Annotated in this window: 22 protein-coding genes; 9 read left to right on the forward strand and 13 right to left on the reverse strand. The window is 72.8% G+C overall.

The window, feature by feature from the left end:
* Positions 1–27: 27 nt before the first annotated feature.
* The 9 genes from BMW88_RS19340 to BMW88_RS19380 all read right to left on the reverse strand — a co-directional run bounded on the left by BMW88_RS19340 (position 28) and on the right by BMW88_RS19380 (position 6,900).
* Positions 28–1,197 (reverse strand): 4-hydroxybenzoate 3-monooxygenase, encoded by a 1,170-nt coding sequence (locus BMW88_RS19340; protein ID WP_089952485.1) that lies wholly within the window; start codon positions 1,195–1,197, stop codon positions 28–30.
* Positions 1,194–1,829 carry a 3-oxoacid CoA-transferase subunit B gene (locus tag BMW88_RS19345; RefSeq protein ID WP_089952486.1) on the reverse strand — a complete coding sequence of 212 codons (636 nt, stop codon included), beginning with the start codon at positions 1,827–1,829 and terminating at the stop codon, positions 1,194–1,196. Before BMW88_RS19345 ends, BMW88_RS19340 begins: the two co-directional genes overlap by 4 nt.
* Positions 1,826–2,482 (reverse strand): 3-oxoacid CoA-transferase subunit A, encoded by a 657-nt coding sequence (locus BMW88_RS19350; protein WP_089952488.1) that lies wholly within the window; start codon positions 2,480–2,482, stop codon positions 1,826–1,828. The genes BMW88_RS19345 and BMW88_RS19350 overlap by 4 nt, the downstream gene beginning before the upstream one ends.
* The gene (locus BMW88_RS19355; RefSeq protein ID WP_089952711.1) at positions 2,479–2,820 is read right to left on the reverse strand and encodes a carboxymuconolactone decarboxylase family protein; all 342 of its coding nucleotides are present in this window, start codon (positions 2,818–2,820) and stop codon (positions 2,479–2,481) included. Before BMW88_RS19355 ends, BMW88_RS19350 begins: the two co-directional genes overlap by 4 nt.
* Complete coding sequence (locus tag BMW88_RS19360; protein ID WP_089952490.1) at positions 2,817–3,569, reverse strand: alpha/beta fold hydrolase; 753 nt, start codon at positions 3,567–3,569, stop codon at positions 2,817–2,819. Before BMW88_RS19360 ends, BMW88_RS19355 begins: the two co-directional genes overlap by 4 nt.
* The gene (locus tag BMW88_RS19365) at positions 3,562–4,680 is read right to left on the reverse strand and encodes a lyase family protein (protein ID WP_089952492.1); all 1,119 of its coding nucleotides are present in this window, start codon (positions 4,678–4,680) and stop codon (positions 3,562–3,564) included. Before BMW88_RS19365 ends, BMW88_RS19360 begins: the two co-directional genes overlap by 8 nt.
* A gap of 2 nt (positions 4,681–4,682) precedes the next feature.
* A complete protein-coding gene (locus tag BMW88_RS19370; RefSeq protein ID WP_089952494.1) occupies positions 4,683–5,177 on the reverse strand; it encodes a dioxygenase family protein in 495 nt (164 codons plus the stop codon).
* The gene (gene pcaH / locus BMW88_RS19375; RefSeq protein ID WP_089952496.1) at positions 5,170–5,907 is read right to left on the reverse strand and encodes a protocatechuate 3,4-dioxygenase subunit beta; all 738 of its coding nucleotides are present in this window, start codon (positions 5,905–5,907) and stop codon (positions 5,170–5,172) included. Before pcaH ends, BMW88_RS19370 begins: the two co-directional genes overlap by 8 nt.
* A 180-nt stretch (positions 5,908–6,087) precedes the next feature.
* Positions 6,088–6,900 carry a cellulose binding domain-containing protein gene (locus tag BMW88_RS19380; RefSeq protein ID WP_089952498.1) on the reverse strand — a complete coding sequence of 271 codons (813 nt, stop codon included), beginning with the start codon at positions 6,898–6,900 and terminating at the stop codon, positions 6,088–6,090.
* Positions 6,901–7,087: 187 nt separating this feature from the next.
* Here BMW88_RS19380 and BMW88_RS19385 point away from each other — a divergent pair, with 187 nt between their 5' ends.
* Positions 7,088–7,501, forward strand: coding sequence for a ribonuclease domain-containing protein (locus BMW88_RS19385; protein WP_245777915.1), 414 nt, complete (start codon positions 7,088–7,090; stop codon positions 7,499–7,501).
* Between the two features lie 8 nt (positions 7,502–7,509).
* On the opposite strand, the gene BMW88_RS19390 is transcribed toward BMW88_RS19385, so the two are convergent.
* Complete coding sequence (locus BMW88_RS19390) at positions 7,510–8,628, reverse strand: PucR family transcriptional regulator (protein WP_245777916.1); 1,119 nt, start codon at positions 8,626–8,628, stop codon at positions 7,510–7,512.
* A 170-nt stretch (positions 8,629–8,798) separates the two neighbouring features.
* Here BMW88_RS19390 and BMW88_RS19395 point away from each other — a divergent pair, with 170 nt between their 5' ends.
* Complete coding sequence (locus tag BMW88_RS19395) at positions 8,799–10,571, forward strand: FAD-binding dehydrogenase (RefSeq protein ID WP_089952502.1); 1,773 nt, start codon at positions 8,799–8,801, stop codon at positions 10,569–10,571.
* A gap of 35 nt (positions 10,572–10,606) precedes the next feature.
* Here BMW88_RS19395 and BMW88_RS19400 read toward each other — a convergent pair whose 3' ends face one another.
* Positions 10,607–11,215 carry a P-loop nucleotide/nucleoside kinase family protein gene (locus BMW88_RS19400; protein ID WP_177221192.1) on the reverse strand — a complete coding sequence of 203 codons (609 nt, stop codon included), beginning with the start codon at positions 11,213–11,215 and terminating at the stop codon, positions 10,607–10,609.
* Between the two features lie 163 nt (positions 11,216–11,378).
* Between BMW88_RS19400 and BMW88_RS19405 the strand changes: the two genes are divergently transcribed.
* The 6 genes from BMW88_RS19405 to BMW88_RS19430 all read left to right on the forward strand — a co-directional run bounded on the left by BMW88_RS19405 (position 11,379) and on the right by BMW88_RS19430 (position 17,005).
* A complete protein-coding gene (locus tag BMW88_RS19405) occupies positions 11,379–11,660 on the forward strand; it encodes a metal-sensitive transcriptional regulator (protein WP_089952506.1) in 282 nt (93 codons plus the stop codon).
* A gap of 46 nt (positions 11,661–11,706) precedes the next feature.
* Positions 11,707–11,913 carry a heavy-metal-associated domain-containing protein gene (locus BMW88_RS19410; protein WP_089952507.1) on the forward strand — a complete coding sequence of 69 codons (207 nt, stop codon included), beginning with the start codon at positions 11,707–11,709 and terminating at the stop codon, positions 11,911–11,913.
* 3 nt (positions 11,914–11,916) lie between these two features.
* Entirely contained in the window at positions 11,917–12,825 is a 909-nt protein-coding gene (locus BMW88_RS19415) for a hypothetical protein (RefSeq protein ID WP_089952510.1), read from the forward strand.
* Positions 12,815–15,034, forward strand: coding sequence for a heavy metal translocating P-type ATPase (locus BMW88_RS19420; RefSeq protein WP_089952511.1), 2,220 nt, complete (start codon positions 12,815–12,817; stop codon positions 15,032–15,034). Before BMW88_RS19415 ends, BMW88_RS19420 begins: the two co-directional genes overlap by 11 nt.
* A gap of 62 nt (positions 15,035–15,096) precedes the next feature.
* Entirely contained in the window at positions 15,097–15,942 is an 846-nt protein-coding gene (locus BMW88_RS19425) for an SGNH/GDSL hydrolase family protein (RefSeq protein WP_143116148.1), read from the forward strand.
* 109 nt (positions 15,943–16,051) lie between these two features.
* Positions 16,052–17,005, forward strand: coding sequence for a class I SAM-dependent methyltransferase (locus BMW88_RS19430; protein ID WP_089952514.1), 954 nt, complete (start codon positions 16,052–16,054; stop codon positions 17,003–17,005).
* A 24-nt stretch (positions 17,006–17,029) separates the two neighbouring features.
* On the opposite strand, the gene BMW88_RS19435 is transcribed toward BMW88_RS19430, so the two are convergent.
* Positions 17,030–17,662 (reverse strand): TetR/AcrR family transcriptional regulator, encoded by a 633-nt coding sequence (locus BMW88_RS19435; RefSeq protein ID WP_089952517.1) that lies wholly within the window; start codon positions 17,660–17,662, stop codon positions 17,030–17,032.
* Between the two features lie 195 nt (positions 17,663–17,857).
* Here BMW88_RS19435 and BMW88_RS19440 point away from each other — a divergent pair, with 195 nt between their 5' ends.
* Complete coding sequence (locus BMW88_RS19440; RefSeq protein WP_089952519.1) at positions 17,858–19,477, forward strand: SDR family oxidoreductase; 1,620 nt, start codon at positions 17,858–17,860, stop codon at positions 19,475–19,477.
* Positions 19,478–19,516: 39 nt separating this feature from the next.
* Here BMW88_RS19440 and BMW88_RS19445 read toward each other — a convergent pair whose 3' ends face one another.
* Complete coding sequence (locus tag BMW88_RS19445; protein WP_089952521.1) at positions 19,517–20,461, reverse strand: LysR family transcriptional regulator; 945 nt, start codon at positions 20,459–20,461, stop codon at positions 19,517–19,519.
* Positions 20,462–20,527: the final 66 nt, after the last annotated feature.

The following is a 20,527-nucleotide window of genomic DNA, read 5'->3' on the forward strand; positions in this document are numbered from 1 at the left end:
GTCTCGCCGACCGCGCTTCAGCCGCGCTCAAGCCGGCCAGCGGCCGGTGTAGCCCTCGGCGAGGAACCTCGCGCCCGCTTCCGACCCGACGACGGAGCCCAGCTCGCCGAGCTGCCTGCGCACGTCGAAGTCCGTCGCACCGGGCAGGGCGTGCAGCATCGTCGTCATCCAGTACGAGAAGTGCTGCGCCTTCCAGACGCGGTCCAGCGCCCGCGGCCCGTACTCGTCGAGCGCGTCGCCGTCCCTCTTCGCCAGCGCGCGTTCGATGACCTCGCTGAGCACGTTCACGTCCGCCAGCGCCAGGTTGAGGCCCTTCGCGCCGGTCGGCGGCACGGTGTGGGCAGCGTCCCCGGCGAGCAGCAGCGCGCGGTGGCGCATGGGTTCCGCGACGAACGACCGGAAGCGCAGCACCGTCTTCTCGGTGATGGGTCCCTCGCGGAGGGTGAAGCCGTCCGGGCCCGCCACCCGCGCCTGCAGCTCCTCCCAGATCCGGTCGTCCGGCCAGTCCGCCGGGTCGGTCTCGGGGTCGCACTGGAAGTACATCCGCTGGTGCGTCTCGGTGCGCCGGCTGATCAGCGCGAACCCGCGCGGCGAGTGCGCGTAGACGAGCTCGGGAGCGCTGGGCGGGGCGGCGGTGATGATGCCGAACCAGGCGAACGGGTACTCGCGGGAGCTGTGGGCGCGCACCGCCTCCGGCACCTCGGCCCGGCAGGTGGAGCGGGAGCCGTCCGCGCCGACGAGCAGGTCGCAGCGCACCTCCTGCCGCCTGCCCTCGCTGTCGGTGAACCGGATCGCGGGCTCGGTGATGTCGACCGCCGTGCCGCTGACGCCGAACCGGACGTCACCGCCGTCGCGTTCCCGCGCGTCCGCCAGGTCCGCGAACACGTCGGTCTGCGGGTACAGCCAGACCGCCTCGCCCACCAGGGCGCGGAAGTCGACGCGGTGGCTCTCGCCGCCGAACCGCAGGTCGATGCCCTCGTGCGGCTGCCCGTCGCGCAGCACCCGGTCGGACACGCCGGTGTCGACGAGCAGCCGGACGCTGTCGGGCTCCAGGATGCCGGCGCGGACGGTGTTCTCGATGTCCGCGCGCGTCCGGTTGTCGATCACGACGCTGTCGATGCCGTTGAGCGACAACAGGTGCGAGAGCATCAGCCCCGCCGGTCCCGCGCCGACGATGCCGACCTGGGTGCGCGTCATGACAGCTCCTGTTCGAGCGGGACGTCCAGCAGGTTCTGGAGATCGGTGAACTCGATGCCGTGCAGGTCGCGGACGACCACACCGCCGCCGGTGATCAGGAACGTCGCGAGGTCGGTGTAGACGCGGGTGACGCACCGCAGCCCGGTCAGCGGGTAGGTGCACTCGGGGAGCAGCTTCGGCTTGCCGTCCCTGGTCAGCAGGTTCATCATCACGAACACCTGCTTCGCGCCCACCGCGAGGTCCATGGCGCCGCCCACGGCCGGGATCGCGTCCGGCGCCCCGCTGTGCCAGTTGGCGAGGTCGCCTCGCGCGGATACCTGGTAGGCGCCCAGGACGCACACGTCGAGATGGCCGCCGCGCATCATCGCGAACGAGTCGGCGTGGTGGAAGTACGACGCGCCGGGCAGTTCCGTGACGGGGACCTTGCCCGCGTTGATCAGGTCGCGGTCGACGTCGCCGCCCCGCGCCTGCGGCCCCATCCCGAGCATGCCGTTCTCGGTGTGCAGCACCACGCCGCTGTCCGGGGCGAGGTGGTCGGCGACCTCGGTGGGCAGCCCGATGCCGAGGTTGACGAACGCGCCGGCCGGGATGTCGGCCGCCACCAGCTTGGCCAGGCCCTGCCGGTCGATCATGCCGCACGTCCGATGTGGACGATCCGGTTGACGTAGATGCACGGCGTGACCACGTGCTCCGGGTCGATGTCGCCGAACTCCTCGACCTGCACGACCGTCGTCGTGGCCGCCGCGGCCATGACCGGGCCGAAGTTGCGCCCGGTCTTGCGGTAGACGAGGTTGCCGCGCGCGTCCGCGCGGTGGGCTTTCACCAGCGCGACATCGCCCGTGATCGGGTACTCCAGCACGTAGCCCTTGCCGCCGATGACGCGGGTCTCCTTGCCCTCGGCGAGCATCGTGCCGTACCCGGTCGGCGTGAAGAACGCGCCTATACCGGCCCCGCCGGCCCGGATGCGCTCGGCGAGGTTGCCCTGCGGCACCAGGTCGAGCTCCACCCGGCCCGCCCGGTAGGCGTCGTCGAAGTGCCGTGAGTCCGCCTGCCGCGGGTACGAGCACACCACCTTCGCCACCCGGTCCTCGCGGATCAGCGCCGCGATCCCGGTCTCGCCGGAACCCGCGTTGTTGCTCACCACCGTCAGCCCCTTCGCGCCGCTGTCGAGCAGCGCCTCGATCAGCTCCACCGGCTCCCCGGCCGGGCCGAACCCGCCGATCAGCACCGTGGCCCCGTCCGGCGTGTCCGCCACGGCCTCCAGCGCGGTCTCGTGCACGATCACACGTCCTCCTTCAGCACCCGCCGCGCGACGGCGAACGCGTGGTTGGCCGCGGGCACCCCGCAGTAGACGGCGGTCTGCAGGATCACCTCGCCGATCTCGTCCTCGCTCAACCCGTTGCGCCGCGCGGCGGCGACGTGCAGCCCGAGCTCGTCCCAGTGCCCCCGCGCGATCAGCGCCGTGAGGGTGACGGCGCTGCGCGTCCGCCGATCCAGGCCGGGCCGCGTCCAGATCTCACCCCACGCGTAGCGGGTGATGAACTCCTGGAAGTCGCGGGTGAAGTCGTCCGGCGCCGCCCGGTCGACGTGCGCGTCCCCGAGCACCTCCCGCCGGACCTTCATGCCGTCGTCGTAGGACACCGCATCTCCTCCAGCACCCGCCGCACCGCCACCGCGACGCCGGCGGGGTCCTCGGCGGGCGGCAGGTGCCCGCACCGGCTCAGCACCAGGTCCGCGTTCTCCGGCGACACCACGACGTCGTGCGCTCCCACCAACACCCACAGGGGCTTCACCGCCGCACGGGCCTCGAACCCCGCCAGCGCCTCGCACGCCAGGGCGTAGGACTCGTCGTCCACCTCCGCCAACGCCGCCAGCAGCTCCCCGGCGACGCCGGGTGACCGGTCGGCGAACCCCGGCGCGAACCACCGGTGGGCCGCCCCCTCGACCACCGCCGGTGTTCCGGCCCGCCGCACCAGCGCGGCCCGCTCCCGCCACATCTCCGGCTGCCCGATGCGGGGCGCCGCGGCGATGCACACCACGGCGCCGAACGGCCCGTCCGCCCTCGTGGCGAGGTCGAACCCGACCGCGCCGCCGAACGAGACGCCGGCGTAGTCCACCGGCCGCCCCTCCGCGAGCGCCGCGCCGCGCCCGGCCACCGCGTCCGCGACGTCCCGCACGGTGAACGGTCCGGTGGCCGGGGCCGCGGCGCCGTGTCCCGGCAGGTCCCAGCCGACCACCTCGACGTCACCGGGCAGCGACCCCGCGCAGTCCCGCCACAGCGACGCCACGGAGGTGCCCAGCGACGGGCCGACCAGCAGCAGCCGTCCGGACGTCCCCGTTCCCGCCAGCCTCGTCAGGCTCAGCTCAACCACGATCGCGCCACCTCTTCAGCACCTCGTCCACGAACGACTCCGCCGCCCCCAGGTAGGCGGCCGGGTCCGTGCCGCCACCCTGCTCGGCCAGCAGGTCCGGCGCGGCGTCGGCCACCCGCCGCGCCATGACGCCGGCGTGCACCTCGATCCCCCCGGCCAGTTCCGCGGCCTGCGAGGCCGCGACGACCGCCAGCTCCAACAGCCTCCGCAGCGCCGGCCACTCGGCGTGCCAGGCGCCGTCCGGCCGCTCGTCCACGGCCCGCGCCGCGCACAGGTGCAGCTGCGCCCCCAACTGCGGGGCCTGCAGCGCGGCGCTGTTCACCAGCACCGACAACACCGGGTTGCGCTTGTGCGGCATGGTCGACGACGCGCCGCGCCCGGCCACGGCCGCCTCGGACACCTCACCGATCTCGGGCCGCCCGAGCGTCAGCAGGTCGGCGGCCATCACCCCGAGCGCGTCGCACGCGCGGACCACCGCGTCACCGAGCCGCGTGACCGGCCCGCGGCTGGTGTGCCAGGGCAGCCCTGGCCACACCAGTCCCAGGTGACCGGCGAACGCCGAGGCCGCCTCGACCGGGTCCACCGCGGCCGCCGCCCGCGACAACGTGCCCGCCGCGCCCCCGCACTGCACCGGCAGGGACCGGGCGACGACGTCCAGCTCGTCCAGCGAGTCCAGCACGCCCGCGAGCCACCGCGCGGCCTTGAGCCCGAACGTGATCGGCACGGCGAACTGCGTCAGGGTGCGTCCCGCCATCACGGTCGACCGGTGCTCCCGCGCCAGCCCGGCCAGCGCGCGGGCGACCCGCCGCAGGTCGGCCGCCACCCGCTCCAGCGCCCCGCGCGCCAGCAGCATCAAGGCGGAGTCGAGCACGTCCTGACTGGTCAGTCCGGTGTGGACGGATCCGGTCACCCGTGAGCGCAGCGCGGACACCAGCGGCAGCACCGGGTTGCCCGCGGCCTCGACCTCGGCCGGGTCCAGCGAGGGCACCCAGCCGTCCAGCGAGACCTCGGAGCCGAGCACCCGCGCCCAGGCGATCTCGACCTCCAGCATCGCCCGCACCAGCGCGGCGTCGTCGAGCAGCCCGGCGGCGCGGTGGGAACCTGGCAGCATGATCACGTCCGCGGGTACCGGAGGAACACCGTCTCGGACGGCCCCTGCAGGTGGATGTCGAACCTCAGCCGGCCGTCGTCCTCGCGCTCGGCCACCAGGCCGTCCACCGCTCCCGGCGTTCCCGGCAGGTAGATCCGGGTGAACAGGCGGTCGAGGAGCCCGCGCGCGAAGACGGTCACCGCGAAGAACGGCAGGCCCGGCTCGACGGTGCTGAACCAGTAGTGCCCCGCGGCGTCCGTGCAGCACCGGCCCCACCCGGTGAACCCGGCGCCGCGCCGCCGCAGCGAGCCACCGGTCCCCGGCACCGCGCCGGACGCGTCGGTCTGCCGGATCTCGATCATCGCGTCCGGCACCGGGTCGCCCGCGCCGTCGCGCACGTGGCCGTGCAGCACCACGGACCCGGCCGAGCCGAACGGCACCAGCTCCGCGTCGCCGGGGAACGCCAGCGCGTGGTGGAAGAACGGGCCGATGGTCTGCCCCGGGGTGGCCTCAGTCATCGGACGGCTCCAGGTAGGTCGCGTGGCTGCCGGTCAGGACGATGTCCCAGCGGTAGCCGAGCAGCCACTCGTGCTCGGACAGCGAGTGGTCGTAGGAGGCGACCAGCCGGGACAGGGCGGCGGGGTCGGTGATCGACTGGGCGATCGGGTCCAGCGCCAGGAGCTGGTCGCCGGGGAAGTACATCTGGGTGATCAGCCGCTGGGTGAAGTCCGTGCCGAACAGGGAGAAGTGGATGTGCGCCGGCCGCCAGGCGTTGTGGTGGTTGCGCCACGGGTAGGGGCCGGGCTTGATCGAGGTGAACGAGTACCAGCCCGCGTCGTCGGTCAGGCACCGCCCGACGCCGGTGAAGTTCGGGTCCAGCGGGGCCGGGTGCTGGTCGCCCTGGTGGGAGTAGCGGCCGGCGGCGTTGGCCTGCCAGATCTCCACGAGCTGCCGCCGCACCGGGCGGCCGTCGCCGTCGAGGACGCGGCCGTGCACCCGGATCCGCTCGCCGATCGGCTCACCGCCGCGCTGCACGGTCAGGTCGGCCTCGATCGCGGCCACGTCGGAGTGCCCGAAGACCGGCGCGAACAGCTCGGCGCCCTCGGGGTCGGCGTGCCGCGGCTCCTTGGTGGGGTGACGCAGCAGGGTGCTGCGGTACGGCGGGAAGTCCAGCAGCGGCGCACCCACCGGTGTGCCGGCCTGGATCTTCGCGATCTCGTCGCTGATCTCTTGCTGGCTGGTCGTCACGCGACCGAACGTTAGGCACGCGTCCCGCGCGTCGTCGACCGAACGCTTCCACTGAGTGGAAAGGCCGGTCGGCTTGCCGCGGTCGGGCGACCGCGTGTACCAGCAGGTGGGAGGATGCGGAACGCTTCGGCTGCGGGTGCGGCGACTTCAGCGCGGTTCGATGCGGGTCACGGGCGGGAGCTAGCCCGCGGTGCAGGGCGCGCCGTTCAGCGTGAACTCGGCCGGTGCCGGGTTCGGGCCGGACACCGAGCCGTTGAACCCGATCGAGACCGAGCCGCCGGCCACGATCAAGGCGGTGTAGGGGGCGTTGACGACGGTCACGTCGGCGCCCTGCTGGGAGGCGGTGGCGTTCCACATCTGCGCCACGGTCTGACCGCCGGCGAACCGCCAGCGCAACGTCCAGCCGTCGACCAGCGCGTCGCTGACGTTCCGCACCGTCACCTCGCCCTGGAACGAGCCGGGCCACTGGCTCGTGACCCGGTAGACGACCACGCAGGACGGCGCGGCGGGAGGCGGCGGCTCGGGAGTCGTCGACGTGGGACAGTCCTGCGCCCACAGACCGAGCTTCGCCTGCGCCGCCTTCGACTCCGCCTCGGTGAGCGGGCCACCGTCGGCACCGGCGGTGCGCAGCATCCCGGTGCGGACCGCGATCAGCGCGTAGTCGGTGCCGTCCGGCAGCGTCAGGGAGACCTCGCCGGGAGTGATGCTGGTGACGCGGACCTCCTTGTCCAGCAACGTCGCGGTGGCGAACTCCCGGGCCGCGGCGGCACCGCACGGGGTCGGCTCGGCGAGCAGGGAGACGCGGGCACGGGTGCCGTCGGCCAGCTCGACGGTGCGTCCGTCCACAACGGCGCGAACCTTTGTGGACGGTTCTCCCGCCACCGACGGGGAGGAGGAGGTTCCCGGTGCGGGAAAAGGCGTGCCGCCGTGCTCGGCCGTGCAGGCGGCGGTGAGCAGGGTCAACAGCACCACCCAGTGCTTGCGTGCTGCCATGGATCGAACTTATCGCCGGTGGCAGCGATCGCAATCGGCTGTTCGGCGTTGATCAACTCGGGCGGTCGGAGTCCGTGGTGGCGAAGAGGCCCCAGCCGTTGCGCGCGAGGTCGCCTGCCGTTCACCGTCCCGTGATGACCAGCCGAAAGGATCACGGGGTTCCCGCCCCCGTCGATGGAGGTCTGAAGTGCACACCCTGCGCACGCACTGGACACGTCGCACGCTCGCCGCTCTCGCCGTCGTCGCGTCCGTCTTCGGCCTGACCACGGTCGTCGTCACCCCTGCCGCGGACGCGGCCGTTCACAGCTCGTGCACCCAGACCCGGTGCTCGGCGGCCCGATCCGCCGACTCGACCTGGTCGGCCAAGGGGTACCCGGGCTCGCGCGGCTGGTACAGCTGGCCGAACGGGCAGTGCAACTTCGCCGGCGGCACCTTCTACAACCGCGAGGGCCAGCTCCCGGCCGGCCACAGCTACCAGGAGTTCGACGTCTACCCGCGGGCCTGCAACGCTTCCCGGGACGCCTACCGGATCGTGGTCGACCGCACCACCGGCTCCGTCTACTTCTCCCCCGACCACTACGCCAACTTCTACCGCCTCTGAGGACCGGCTCACCGGGCGCCGCGGTCGATCCACGACCGCAGCGCCCACCAGGTGTGCAGCGTCGTCAGCACGTGCGACCGCCCCGCGTCCGGGTTCTCGCCGAGGTCGGCGCCGGTCAGCTCCACCAACCGGTCCAGCCGGTACCGCACGGTGTTGGCGTGGATGTGCAGCGCCGCGGCCGTCGCGCTGAGCCGGCCGCCGTGGTCGAGGTAGCACAACGCCGTCGCCACCATCTCGTGGTGGAAGGTGCTCTTCGGGTCGAGCTGCCCGAGCAGCGCGTCGGCCAGCGTGTCCGCCAGCGCCGGGAACGCGGCGAGAGCGGTCTCGCCGGCGAGGTCGGTCAGCGACCGGACGCCTCCCGGCGCGGCGACCGACAACGCCCGCGCGCACATCGAGTACATGGTGCGCAACGACTTGAGCCCGGTCGCGGGTGAGACCACGAGCAGGTCCTCCGACGACGCCGGCGGTGTGTGCGCCAGCCCGGCCAGCCGCCCCTCGACCAGCCCGTACACGCCACCGGAGGTCTGCAGCCGTTGCTCCAGCGCCCTCGCGTGGCTCGGGTCGGTCACCCCGGACACCACGCAGTGGTAGCTGCCGTCCTGGCGCAGGCCCGCGCGGGCCAGCTCGGAGGCGTCGGGGGGCTCGCCGGACACGAGCAGCCGGCGCAGCACCTGGGCGTGCAGGTCGCGGACCGTCCGGGACAGCCGCAGCTCGGCCGTGTGGTAGCCGCTCACGATGTGCCGCTCGACCGCGCCGACGTAGTGGTCCAGGTCGATCATGAAGTTCAGGATCGTGCCGTCGTCCACGCCCGACGACCGCGCCAGCTCCACGCTCGCGCGGATCAGCTCGGTGCGGCCGGCGTGCACACCCCGCAGCAGGCCCGCCATCGACACGCCCTGAGCGGCGCGGTCGGCGCCCAGCGCCAGCGCGGCGGAGAAGTCGCCGTCGTCGGGAGCACCACCCCGTTCGAGGTGGCTGATCCCCTCGGAGAGCAGGAAGGCGATGTGGCGGCGGTTCTCCTCGGCCGGGAGCCGGGCGACCTCCGGCGAGTGGGCACGCGCGGCGTCGACGACCCGTTCCACCACCTCGTCGTCGGCGGCGACGGCGTGGAGCACTTGGCGAACCATCGCGGACATCCCCGGCACAACGCCTCCGCAAACACCGGTTGTGGGACGGCCACAACACAGCCGTCGCCGTTTGGCGGCGGGCCCCTATCCCCGCTCCGCGGTTACTGGTTAGTTCCTTTACGCGAGAGTAATTCGCATTGGCACCGCCCTTCAACGAGGAAGGTCCTGGGATGTCAGACCGGAACATCAGCCGCCGCAACCTCCTTGCCGCGAGCGGCGCGATCGCCGCGGGCGCCACACTGGGACCGGCCGTCGCCGGCGCGGCGCCGAGAGCCGACGCGGACGTGATCGTGGTCGGCCACGGCCTCGCCGGGCTCGTCGCCACCTCCGAGCTCGCCGCGGCCGGCCGCAAGGTGCTGCTGCTCGACCAGGAACCCGAGGCCAGCCTGGGCGGCCAGGCGTTCTGGTCGCTCGGCGGCCTCTTCCTCATCGACTCGGCCGAGCAGCGCACGGCGGGCATCAAGGACTCGCTGGAGCTGGCCCGCGCCGACTGGTTCAACACCGCCGGGTTCGACCGCGGCGTGAACGACCCCTTGGGCGAGGACCACTGGGGCGCCAAGTGGGCCGAGGCCTACCTCAACTTCGCGGCCGGCGAGAAGCGCTCGTGGCTGTACGGGCTGGGCGTGCGGTGGGTGCCGATCGTGGGCTGGGCCGAGCGCGGCGGGCAGCTCGCCGACGGTCCTGGCAACTCGGTGCCCCGCTTCCACATGACGCTCGGCACCGGCCCCGGTGTGATGGAGCCGTTCGAGAAGAAGGTCCGCGACGCCGTGCGCGACGGCAAGGTCACCTTCCGGTTCCGGCACCAGGTCGACGGGCTCGTCGTCACCAACGGCGCGGTCACCGGCGTGCGCGGCAGCGTCCTCGAGCCCAGCAGCGCCCAGCGCGGCACGCCCAGCTCCCGCACCAAGGTCGGCGACTTCGAGCTGCACGCCCCGATGGTGATCGTCACCTCGGGTGGCATCGGCGCCAACAAGGACCTGGTGCGGCGCAACTGGCCCGCCCGCCTGGGCCCGGCGCCGCGGCGGCTGGTCACCGGCGTGCCCGCGCACGTCGACGGCCGGATGCTGGCGATCACCGAGCTCGCGGGCGGCCGGGTCGTCAACCGCGACCGCATGTGGCACTACACCGAGGGCATGATCAACCACACACCGATCTGGCCGGACCACGGCATCCGCGTGCTGGCAGCGCCCTCGTCGCTGTGGCTCGACGCGCGCGGACGCCGGTTCCCCAACCCGGGCATCCCGTCGCTCGACACGCTCGGCACGCTGGAGCTGATCGGCAGGTCCGGCTACGACTACTCGTGGTTCGTCCTGAACAAGAAGATCATCGACAAGGAGTTCGTGCTCTCCGGTTCCGAGCAGAACCCGGAGATCACCGCGAAGAACCTCATCGCCTACCTGGCCATGCGCCTGCTGAACAGCACGCCGCCGCCGGTGAAGGCGTTCATGGACAAGGGCGTCGACTTCGTCATCAAGAACAACCTGCCGGACCTGGTGGCGGGCATGAACGCGCTGACCGGCCAGAACCTGATCGACCTGGACGAGCTGCGCCGCCAGATCACCATCCGCGACCTGCAGGTGGACAACCCCTTCACCAAGGACGTGCAGGTGATGGGGATCCGCAACTCGCTGGCCTACAGCGGCGACAGCCTGGCCCGCACGGTCGGGTTGCACAAGCTCCTCGACCCCGGCTCCGGCCCGCTGATCGCGATCAGGATGAACATCCTGACCCGCAAGACGCTGGGCGGCCTGCAGACCGACCTCCAGGGCCGGGTGCTCGGCTCGAACGGCCGGCCGATCCGCGGCCTGTACGCGGCGGGCGAGGTGGCCGGGTTCGGCGGCGGCGGCGTGCACGGGTACCGCGCGCTGGAGGGCACGTTCCTCGGTGGCTGCCTGTTCTCCGGACGCGCCGCCGGGCGCGCCGCCGCGGCGGAGAGCGCTTAGGACGTGTCCCGCGAGCGCGACTCGCGGGACACCGCCTAGCGAGTCGCGGGACCTGCGGTCTCCCCTGCCGACCGCAGGTCCCGCACCGCGGCCAGGACGCGCTCCAGCGCATCGGCCGGCGTCTCGACCGCCGAGTCGAGCACCAGGTGGTCTTCCTCCCACAGCTCCCACAAGTCCCGCATCCGTTGGACGTGCTCCCACGGAACCGTTGGGTACCAACCGGGAATGCCGCGGTCCCGCCCCTCGACCCGCTCGCGGTGCAGGCGTTCGTCCGAGCAGACGCACTCGACGCCGACGAAGGTCCCGCCGAGCCGTTCGGTCAGCTCGCGCCACCGGTCGCGTTGCCCGCGGGTGTGCGCGGTCGCGTCGACGACGACGTCGATCCCGAGCTGCACGTGCCGGGCGGCCGCGGCGAAGAGGTTCAGGTCCACCAGCGATCCCGCCGTCTCGTCGGTCAGGTCGCTGAACTGCGTCATCGTTCCCAGCACCCAGTCCATCGAGAGGATCGGGCCGCGCCGGTGCCGGGCCAGCGACTCGGCGAGCGTGCTCTTGCCACTGCCGGGAACACCGGCCACCGGCACCAGCACGGGCTCGTCCGCGGACGGTTCCAGGTCCAGGTACCTGCGGAAGGCGCGTTCGGTCATGCGCCCATCGAAGCACCGGCGCGTCCGCCCGTGATCACTGTTCGCTCTCGGGGCAACCCGGCGTCCTTTGACATACCCATACCCCCCTAGGGTATAAATACCGCGAGCCACCGCTCCCCCGGCGCCACCGGCCGGCCGCGCGGTGGCCGAGGAGGAGCGAGACATGCACGGCTACGCCCAGAACTCGGACGCCCACCTGCGCCGCCTTCGCCGGATCGAGGGGCAGGTCCGCGGCTTGCAGCGGATGATCGAGAACGACGAGTACTGCATCGACGTGCTCACCCAGATCTCCGCGGCCACCAGGGCGTTGCAGGCGGTCTCACTGGGGTTGCTCGACGAGCACCTGAAGCACTGCGTGAGCCAGGCCATCAGCGAGGGCGGGACCGCGGCCGACGCGAAGATCGCGGAAGCCAGCGGCGCCATCGCGCGCCTGGTCCGCTCCTGACACCACGCCGCGGATACCACGCCGCGGATACCACGAGGAGAGAGCCATGAGCGAGTCCGTCCACGTCGTCACCGGCATGACCTGCGGCCACTGCGTCAGCTCGGTGACCGAGGAGATCAGCCGGATCAGCGGCGTCAGCGGCGTGGCGGTCGACCTGCCGACCGGCAGGGTCACGATCACCAGCACCGCGCCGGTCGCGCTGGACGACGTGCGGGCCGCGGTCGCCGAGGCCGGCTACGAGCTGGCGGGCTGAGCGATGAGGACCGGGTACAAGGTCGCGCTCTACGGGGTGGTGCTGACCGTCGTCTTCGGTGGCACGTGGGCCTTGGGCGCCGTGGCCGGACCGCCTTCCGCGACCGAGACGCACAGCCGAACCGAGGCGCACGGCCGAAGCGAGGCACAGGGCGAAGCACCGCACGGTGAGCATCAGGCCGAACCGGCGAAGGTGCCACCGGGACTGTCCGTGTCGGACAACGGCTACACGTTGCGGGTCAAGCAGAACAGCTCGCTCAGCTTCGACATCGCCGGACCGGGTGGGCAGCCCGTCACGAAGTTCGACGTGGAGCACGAGAAGCGCCTGCACCTCGTCGTCGTCCGCCGGGACGGGTCGCACTTCCAGCACGTGCACCCGGAGATGGCGCCGGACGGCACCTGGTCGGTGCCGCTGCGCCTGCCCGCCGCGGGCAGCTACCGGGTGTTCGCCGACTTCAAGCCGGAGGGCGGGCCGAAGACGACGCTCGGCGCCGACGTCCAGGCGGCCGGCGACTACCGGCCGCGCACGCACGAGGACAGCCGCACGTTCACCGTCGACGGTTACGAGGTAACCCTCAACGGCGAGCTGACCGCCGGCAGCGCGTCGACCGTCACCGCCTCCATCACCAGGAACGGCCGGCCGGTGACGGACCTGCAGGACTACCTGGGTGCGAAGGGGCACCTGGTCGCGCTGCGGGCGGCCGACCTCGCGTACCTGCACGTGCACCCGGAGGAGAGTGGCCCAGAGGAAAGTGCCCAGGTGAAGTTCGCGGTCGAGGTTCCCACCGCCGGGCGGTACCGGCTGTTCCTCGACTTCCAGCACGAGGGCGTGGTCCGCACCGCCGAGTTCACGCTCACCACCGCGGGCACGGCGGCGGAAGCGCACCAGGAGGAAGACGGTCATGGCCACTGACACCATCGAGATCTCGATCGGCGGCATGACCTGCGCGTCCTGCGCCGCGCGGATCGAGCGCAAGCTCAACAAGCTGGACGGCGTCGAGGCGTCGGTGAACTACGCCACCGAGAAGGCGCGCATCAGCTACGCGGGTGACCTGACGCCCGCCGACCTGGTGAAGGTCGTCGAGGACACCGGCTACACCGCCGAGCTGCCCGCTCCTCCCTCCGACGAGCCGGAACAGGCCGAACACGACCCGGCGAGGCCGGTGCGGCAGCGGCTCGTCACGGCCGCGGTGCTGTCCGTGCCGGTGATCGTGCTCGCGATGGTCCCGGCGCTGCAGTTCACGTACTGGCAGTGGCTGTCGCTGGCACTGGCCGGACCGGTCGTCACCTACGCCGCGTGGCCGTTCCACAGGGCGGCGTGGACGAACCTGCGGCACGGCGCAGCCACGATGGACACGCTGATCTCCCTCGGCGTCGGCGCGGCGTTCCTGTGGTCGCTGTACGCGCTGTTCCTGGGCACCGCCGGAACGCCGGGCATGACGCACGGCTTCACGTTCACCGTCGAGCGGATGGCCGGGACGGGCAACATCTACCTCGAGGTCGCGGCGGGTGTCACGACGTTCATCCTCGCGGGCCGCTACTTCGAGGCGCGGTCCAAGCGCCGTGCCGGGGCGGCCCTGAAGGCGCTCCTCGAGCTCGGCGCGAAGGACGTCGCGGTCCTGCGGGACGGCGCCGAGGTCCGCGTCCCGACGGGCGACCTGCGCGCCGGCGACCGGTTCGTCGTGCGGCCGGGCGAGAAGATCGCGACCGACGGCGTCGTCGAGGAGGGCAGCTCCGCGGTCGACGCGAGCATGCTCACCGGCGAGTCCGTGCCGGTGGAGGTGCGTCCCGGCGACGCGGTCGCCGGCGCCACGGTCAACGCGGGCGGGCGGCTCGTCGTGCGGGCCACGCGGATCGGGTCGGACACGCAGCTCGCGCGGATGGCGAAGCTCGTCGAGGAGGCGCAGAACGGCAAGGCGGAGGTCCAGCGCCTCGCCGACCGGATCTCGGCGGTGTTCGTGCCGATCGTGATCGCGCTCGCCGTCGGCACGCTGGGCTTCTGGCTCGGCACGGGTGGCGGCGCCGGCGCGGCGTTCACGGCCGCGGTGGCGGTGCTGATCATCGCCTGCCCGTGCGCGCTGGGTCTCGCCACCCCGACCGCGCTGCTCGTCGGCACCGGCAGGGGCGCCCAGCTCGGCATCCTGATCAAGGGCCCGGAGGTGCTGGAGTCCACCCGGCGCGTCGACACCGTGGTGCTCGACAAGACCGGCACCGTGACGACCGGCCGGATGAGCCTGGTCGGCGTGCACGCCGCCGACGGCGAGGACGAGGCCGAGGTCCTGAGGCTCGCGGGCGCGCTGGAGCACGCCTCGGAGCACCCGATCGCCCAGGCCGTCGCCACCGCCGCGGGTGACGTGCCCGCCGTCGAGGAGTTCCAGAACGTCGAAGGGCTCGGAGTGCGGGGCGTCGTGGACGGTCACGCCGTGCTCGTGGGCAGGGAACGGCTGCTCGGTGACTGGAGCATCCGGCTCGACGCCGGTCTCGCCGAGGCCAAGCGGGCAGCCGAGCGGCAGGGGCGCACCGCGGTGCTGGTCGCGTGGGACGGCGAGGCCCGCGGCGTGCTGGTCGTCGCGGACGCGGTGAAGCCCACGTCGAAGGAGGCGATCGAGCGGCTGCGCGGGCTCGGCCTGCGCCCGGTGCTGCTGACCGGCGACAACGAGGCGGCGGCGCGCGCCGTGGCGGCCGAGGTCGGCATCGACGCGGAGGACGGGACCGGCGCGGTGATCGCCGAGGTGCTGCCCGCGGACAAGGTCGACGTCATCAAGCGCCTGCAGGACGAGGGGCGCGTCGTGGCGATGGTCGGCGACGGCGTGAACGACGCCGCCGCCCTCGCCCAGGCCGATCTGGGCCTGGCCATGGGCACCGGCACGGACGTGGCGATCGAGGCGAGCGACCTCACGCTGGTGCGCGGTGACCTGCTGGCCGCCGTGGACGCGATCCGGCTGGCCCGGCGCACGCTCACGACGATCAAGGGCAACCTGTTCTGGGCGTTCGCGTACAACGTCGCCGCCCTGCCGCTGGCCGCGCTCGGCCTGCTCAACCCGATGATCGCGGGTGCGGCGATGGCGTTCTCGTCGGTGTTCGTGGTGAGCAACAGCCTGCGGCTGCGCGCCTTCCGCTGACACGACCCTCACGGGCGATCTCGTAACCTCGGTACGTCAGTTCCCGGTCCGAAGGAGCAGGTGTGCCGAGGTTTGCCCTGGTCGTGGCGTTGCTCATGGCGCTCGCCGCATGCACCTCGACCCCACCGGCGCAGGTTCCCGCCCCCGCGCCGCCGTCGTCCACCGCCCCGTCCGCGCAGCGGCAGGTCCACCTGTCGATCGGCGACTCCTACGCCACCGGTTTCGCACCGGGCGGCGCCGGCCGGAGCTTCGCCCAGATCGTCGCCGAGCAGGCCGGTCTCGACCTGGTCAACCTCGCCTGCGACGGCGCCACCTCCGGCGACCTCGCCACCAGGCCCGCGTGCGGCCCCGAGGCGCGCGGCAGGACCCAGCTCGACGCCGCGGTCGAGGTGCTGCGAGGTGGGCGGACGGGACTCGTCACCGTCGTGATCGGCGGCAACGACCTGACGCCGTGCGCCATCGCCCAGGACCCGCTCGACTGCGCGACCAGGACCGTCGCGACCATCCAGACCAACGTCGCCGGCACGCTCGCCGAGCTGCGGGAGGCCGCGCCGGACGTGAAGATCGTCGGGCTGACCTACCCGGACGTGTTCCTCGGCGCGTGGGTGAACCCGTCGTTCCCCAACGGCAAGGACCTCGCCCGCCTGTCGGTGACGATGTTCCGGGACTTCAACGCGCGGATCGCGGCCCAGTACGACCGGTTCGGCGCGAAGTTCGCCGACGTCACGAGCACGACCGGCGGCTACGGCGCGCTGACCGAGCTGGTGCAGGACCCGAAGTACGGCCAGGTCCCGGCCTCCGTCGCCAAGGTGTGCGCGCTCACCTACTTCTGCGACCGCACCGATGTGCACCCGACGCCAGCGGGGCACCAGGCCATCGCGGACGCCGTGACCGCCGCGAGCCGGTGACCCGCGAACCAAGGCGGGGCCGTGCCCGTATGACCCGAAAGACCCTGTCATCCGGACGCCACGCCTGACAGGCTCTGGAACCGTTGCCGCAGCGAGGGAAGAGTGTGCGATGACCGTGCTCCCGCATAGCACCGACGTTCTGCACCGGCTCAGCGACGCCGTGGACGGCTTCCTGCGCGGTGAGAAGGAGTTCAACCTCGCCGATCCCTCGGCGCACAGGCTCGTCGGCGGCCGCTTCCGCGCCCTCGGCGAGCAGATCGGTGCCGGCGTGCACGCGGGCATGCAGGAGGAGGACATCGCCGCCGTCGTCCAGCCCGCGCGGTCCGCGTGTGCGCGTACGCCGCTCATGCGCGACGAGGAGGAATGGGTCCGCGGTTACCCCAGCGACTTCCGGCTCGTCGAGCACGTCCTCGCGCAGGCCAACGGCGCCGCGCCGGGCACGCTCGGCTGGCACGTCGAGGCGAGCCTGCAGAGCTCGGCGATCACCCAGCAGCACCGCAACCGGGTGACGCACCAGGCACGGCTGATCGGCGACGCCTTCACCGCGCCGCGCCAGGGACCGCGGTCGGTGCTGGTGCTCGCCTCCGGCGCCGCGCCGGAGCTGCGGCACCTCCCGCCCGGTGCCCTGCGGCCGGGCGACCGGATCGTGCTGTCCGACGTCGACCCCGACGCGCTCGACCTCGCGCAGAAGCGGCTCGGCCCGCTCAACGAGGTCACGACCGCGGTTCCGGGCAACGTGTTCCGCGCGCTCAACCCTCTCGCCGAGCTCGGGCCGTTCGACCTGGTGCTCGCCAACGGCCTGTACGGCTATCTCAACGACCGCGCGGCCGTGCGGCTCACCGAGGCGGTGCTGACCAGGCTCTGCCGTCCCGGCGGCACGTTCTACTTCGCCAGTGTCTTGCCCAACCTGTTCCGCTGGCCGTTGGAGTACCTGCTGGGCTGGCAGGTCATCGAACGCGACGAGGCGGCCGTGCGCGCGCTGTTGCCGGGGTGCGACGTGTCGATCGTTCCCGACCCGACCGGGTTGGCGCTGCTCACGCACGTGCGGGTGCATCGGGTCTGAGCGTCGTCACGGAGGCGCGGGTGCTCAGCGCAGGCCGTGGGCGATCCGGGACACGAAGGCCACCAGCCGGTCCGGCGTGAACTTCCCGGGGTCGGTCAGCACGAGCCGGCCGGACATCTCGGCCAGCGCGAGCATCGCGTGGCCCAGCAGTTCCGCGTCCAGGCCGTCGAGCTCCTCCAGGCCCAATTCCTTCAGGCCCAGTTCCTTCAGGCCCAGTGCGGCCAGGTCCTCGATCTGCGCCAGGACACCCGCGCGCACCAGCTCGACCTGGGCGCGGAACTCGCGGGGCGTGCCCTCGGGCGGGAGGAGCACCAGGCGCCAGCGGTCGGGGGCCTGCACGACGGCGTTCACGAAGACGCGGACGGCGTCGGCGAAGGCGTCGTCCGGCGAGCGGGTGGCGAAGTCGGTGGGCAGGGCGGCGAGGACCTGGCCGGTGGCGCGCGCCGCCTCGCGTTCGAGCAGGGCGCCGATCAGCTCGCCGCGGTTGGCGAACAGGTCGTAGAGCACGGGCTTGGTCACCTGCGCCCGGTTGGCGACGGACTCCATGGTCACGGCGTCGAACCCCGCCGGGATCAGGGCCAGGGCGGCGTCCAGGAGCTGCTCGCGGCGCTCCTGCGGAGGCAGGCGGCGGGCGTACTTCCGGCGCGTTGTGCTCACCGCCCCATATTGCTACGGTGGCGTAGCTTTTACAAAGCTACGCGGGCGTAGCAATCGCCGGAGGCACGCGGTGGACCTCGTTCCACCTCACGTGCCGGACGGACGGCGCCGCGGCGGGGTACCCCGGACGTGTCCGCCGACCGATCGGCGGATGGGCCCGGGTGGGCAGGCCGACCGGCTCGTCGTGGAGGAACCGTGAAGGTGCGTTCCGGAGAAGTCGAACTCGCGGTGCGGGTGCGCGGCACGTCGGGGCCCGTCGTGGTCCTGGTCCACGGGTACCCGGACACGCAGGCCGTCTGGGACCGCGTGGCCGCGCTGCTGGAGGAGGACTTCCGCGTCGTCACCTACGACGTGCGGGGCGCCGGCGAGTCCACCGCCCCGTCCACCGAGGACGGGTACCGGCTGGAGCACCTCGCCCGCGACCTGTTCGCGGTGATCGACGCGGTGAGCCCGGACGAGCCGGTGCACCTCGTCGGCCACGACTGGGGCTCCGTCCAGTCGTGGGAGGCCGTGACCACGCCCGGCGCGCGCATCGCGACGTTCACCTCGATCTCCGGCCCCTGCCTCGACCACATGGGCCACTGGTCGCGCCGCGGGCTGTCGGTCGCGCACGTCCGGCAGTTCTTGCGCTCCTGGTACATCGGCGCGTTCCACCTGCCGGTGCTGCCCGCCCTGTTCTGGCGCCTGTACCTCGCGCCCCGCTGGGGAGACTTCCTGCGGCGGCTCGAAGGCGTCCGCGCCACCCCGGCCCCGACGCTCGCGTCCGACGCGGTGCGCGGGATCTCGTTGTACCGGGCGAACATCCGCCAGGTCATGCGCGCGCCGCGGCACCGCGTCGCCCCCATGCCGGTGCAGGTGGTCCAGCCGACCCGCGACCACTACGTCCGCACCGAACCGCTCCCCCTCGAACGCTGGGTGCCGCGGCTTCGCCGCCGCAGGATCACCGCCGGCCACTGGGCCCCGCTCAGCCACCCGGCACCGCTCGCCAGGATGATCAGCGAGTTCGTCGAGGACTCCGCTCCCCCGCGCGAGCTCGCCGTGATCACCGGCGGTGGCAGCGGCATCGGCAGGGCGACCGCGCTCGCCTTCGCCGGGGCGGGCGCCCGCGTCGTGGTGTCCGATGTGGACCTCCCCGGGGCCGAGGAGACCGCACGACTGGCCGGCGGTCACGCCTACCAGGTGGACGTGCGCTCCGAGGAGGCGGTCCGGGCCTGGGCCCGGCAGGTCGCCGACGAGCACGGCGTGCCCGACGTCGTCGTGAACAACGCCGGCATCGCCCACGCCGGCTCGTTCCTGTCGACGACGACGCAGCAGTGGCAACGGGTTCTGGACGTGAACCTGTGGGGCGTCGTGCACGGCTGCCGCGCGTTCGGCGAGCTGATGGTCGAACGCGGAGAGGGCGGCCACATCGTGAACCTGTCCTCGGTGGCGGCCTACCTGCCGTCGAAGATCCTCTCCGCGTACGCCACCAGCAAGGCCGCGGTGTTCATGCTCTCGGAGTGCCTGCGGGCCGAGCTGGAGCCGCACGCCATCGGCGTCACCGCGGTCTGCCCCGGCATCGTGGCCACGAACATCACCGCCACCGCGACGTTCTCGGGTGTCAGCGCCGACGAGGAACGCCGCAAGCAGGACCGCGCCTCGCGCATCTACGCCCGGCGCGGCTTCGGCCCGGAAGGCGTGGCCGCCGAGATCGTGCGGGCGGTGCGCCGCAACCGGCCGGTGGTGCCGGTGACGGTGGAGGCCAAGGCGGCGCGGCTGGCCGGCCGGGTCGCGCCGGGGCTGCTGCGCGCGTTCGCCAGGCTGGACCCGAGCTAGCGACGGCGACGCCTCAGCGGTCTCGATGCCGCGCGGTCGTCAGCTGTTCCCGGGACCGGCGGGGAACAGCGCGTGGTCGGGCGCCGGCAGCCATCGGCTCCCTGCGGCGACGGGGCGGTAGCCGGCCTGCACGTGGGCGATGAACAGCGGCAGCGACGGGTGGCGGTTCGCCTCGTGCCACAGCAGCGACCAGGGGTAGACCGGCGTGGGATCGGTGACGGAGAGCTGGACCACGTCCGGACGCACCGGGAACTGCCTCGTGTTCCCGAAGGTGATGAGGTCGTCCGAGGCCCCGATCTCGTCCATGACGTGCTCACCGCCGAACACCGGGCCGGAACTGTCGATCCGGACGCCGGACTCAGCGCCGAGGAATCGGTAGTACTCCGCCCATTCGCTGTCGCCGGTGTTGCCCGGCATCCACGCCGTCAGGCCCGCCAGCGCTGCCATCGGCACGCGCTCGCACCCGGCGAGCCGGTGCCGGCGGCCGACCAGGACGGGGATGGGCTCCAGGCAGGCGGGGATGCGCCGGATCCCCGGCGGGAGGGGCTCGGTGACGCGGCCGAAGGCGACGTCGACCGACCCTTCGGCAAGTGCCGTCCACCGGCAGACGGCGCCCCGGGACACGACCATGTCGACGTCCACGTCACCGGCGTCGTGGAAGGACCGGACCACGTCGATCGGCGCCGCGACGCGGGCTAGCACGTCGATGCGCAGGGGGCGGCGGCGCGCGCGGAACATCGCGACGGCTTGGTCGGCCAGGCTGACCAGCGCGCGGGCGTGCGGGAGGAACGCCGCGCCGTCCTCGGTGGGCCTGGCTCCGGTGCGGGACCGGCTCAGCAGGGTGACGCCCAGGTCGGCCTCCAGCCTGGCGATCCTCTTGGACACCGCCTGCTGGCTCATGCCCAGGCGGTCGGCCGCCTCGGTGAAGTGCTCGTCGTCGACCACGGCGAGGAAGGTCCGGACGGCACCGAGGTCGAGCTCCATCAACAACTCCCGGTTGTCTTCTGTCGGCGTGTCGGTTGTTGGACGGCGCTCGTCCGGTTCCGGTCT

It is taken from the genome of Lentzea xinjiangensis (assembly GCF_900110955.1).
Classification (GTDB): domain Bacteria; phylum Actinomycetota; class Actinomycetes; order Mycobacteriales; family Pseudonocardiaceae; genus Lentzea; species Lentzea xinjiangensis.

What these genes read in the sequence shown, in the direction of transcription:
- BMW88_RS19365 (WP_089952492.1), bottom strand. Translation starts at nt 4,680, where the DNA reads ATGCTGCCAGGTTCCCACCGCGCCGCCGGGCTGCTCGACGACGCCGCG.
- BMW88_RS19345 (WP_089952486.1), bottom strand. Translation starts at nt 1,829, where the DNA reads ATGATCGACCGGCAGGGCCTGGCCAAGCTGGTGGCGGCCGACATCCCG.
- BMW88_RS19410 (WP_089952507.1), top strand. Translation starts at nt 11,707, where the DNA reads ATGAGCGAGTCCGTCCACGTCGTCACCGGCATGACCTGCGGCCACTGC.
- BMW88_RS19400 (WP_177221192.1), bottom strand. Translation starts at nt 11,215, where the DNA reads ATGACCGAACGCGCCTTCCGCAGGTACCTGGACCTGGAACCGTCCGCG.
- BMW88_RS19395 (WP_089952502.1), top strand. Translation starts at nt 8,799, where the DNA reads ATGTCAGACCGGAACATCAGCCGCCGCAACCTCCTTGCCGCGAGCGGC.
- BMW88_RS19390 (WP_245777916.1), bottom strand. Translation starts at nt 8,628, where the DNA reads ATGGTTCGCCAAGTGCTCCACGCCGTCGCCGCCGACGACGAGGTGGTG.
- BMW88_RS19340 (WP_089952485.1), bottom strand. Translation starts at nt 1,197, where the DNA reads ATGACGCGCACCCAGGTCGGCATCGTCGGCGCGGGACCGGCGGGGCTG.
- BMW88_RS19405 (WP_089952506.1), top strand. Translation starts at nt 11,379, where the DNA reads ATGCACGGCTACGCCCAGAACTCGGACGCCCACCTGCGCCGCCTTCGC.
- BMW88_RS19370 (WP_089952494.1), bottom strand. Translation starts at nt 5,177, where the DNA reads ATGACTGAGGCCACCCCGGGGCAGACCATCGGCCCGTTCTTCCACCAC.
- BMW88_RS19445 (WP_089952521.1), bottom strand. Translation starts at nt 20,461, where the DNA reads ATGGAGCTCGACCTCGGTGCCGTCCGGACCTTCCTCGCCGTGGTCGAC.
- BMW88_RS19355 (WP_089952711.1), bottom strand. Translation starts at nt 2,820, where the DNA reads ATGAAGGTCCGGCGGGAGGTGCTCGGGGACGCGCACGTCGACCGGGCG.
- BMW88_RS19380 (WP_089952498.1), bottom strand. Translation starts at nt 6,900, where the DNA reads ATGGCAGCACGCAAGCACTGGGTGGTGCTGTTGACCCTGCTCACCGCC.
- BMW88_RS19415 (WP_089952510.1), top strand. Translation starts at nt 11,917, where the DNA reads ATGAGGACCGGGTACAAGGTCGCGCTCTACGGGGTGGTGCTGACCGTC.
- BMW88_RS19430 (WP_089952514.1), top strand. Translation starts at nt 16,052, where the DNA reads ATGACCGTGCTCCCGCATAGCACCGACGTTCTGCACCGGCTCAGCGAC.
- BMW88_RS19420 (WP_089952511.1), top strand. Translation starts at nt 12,815, where the DNA reads ATGGCCACTGACACCATCGAGATCTCGATCGGCGGCATGACCTGCGCG.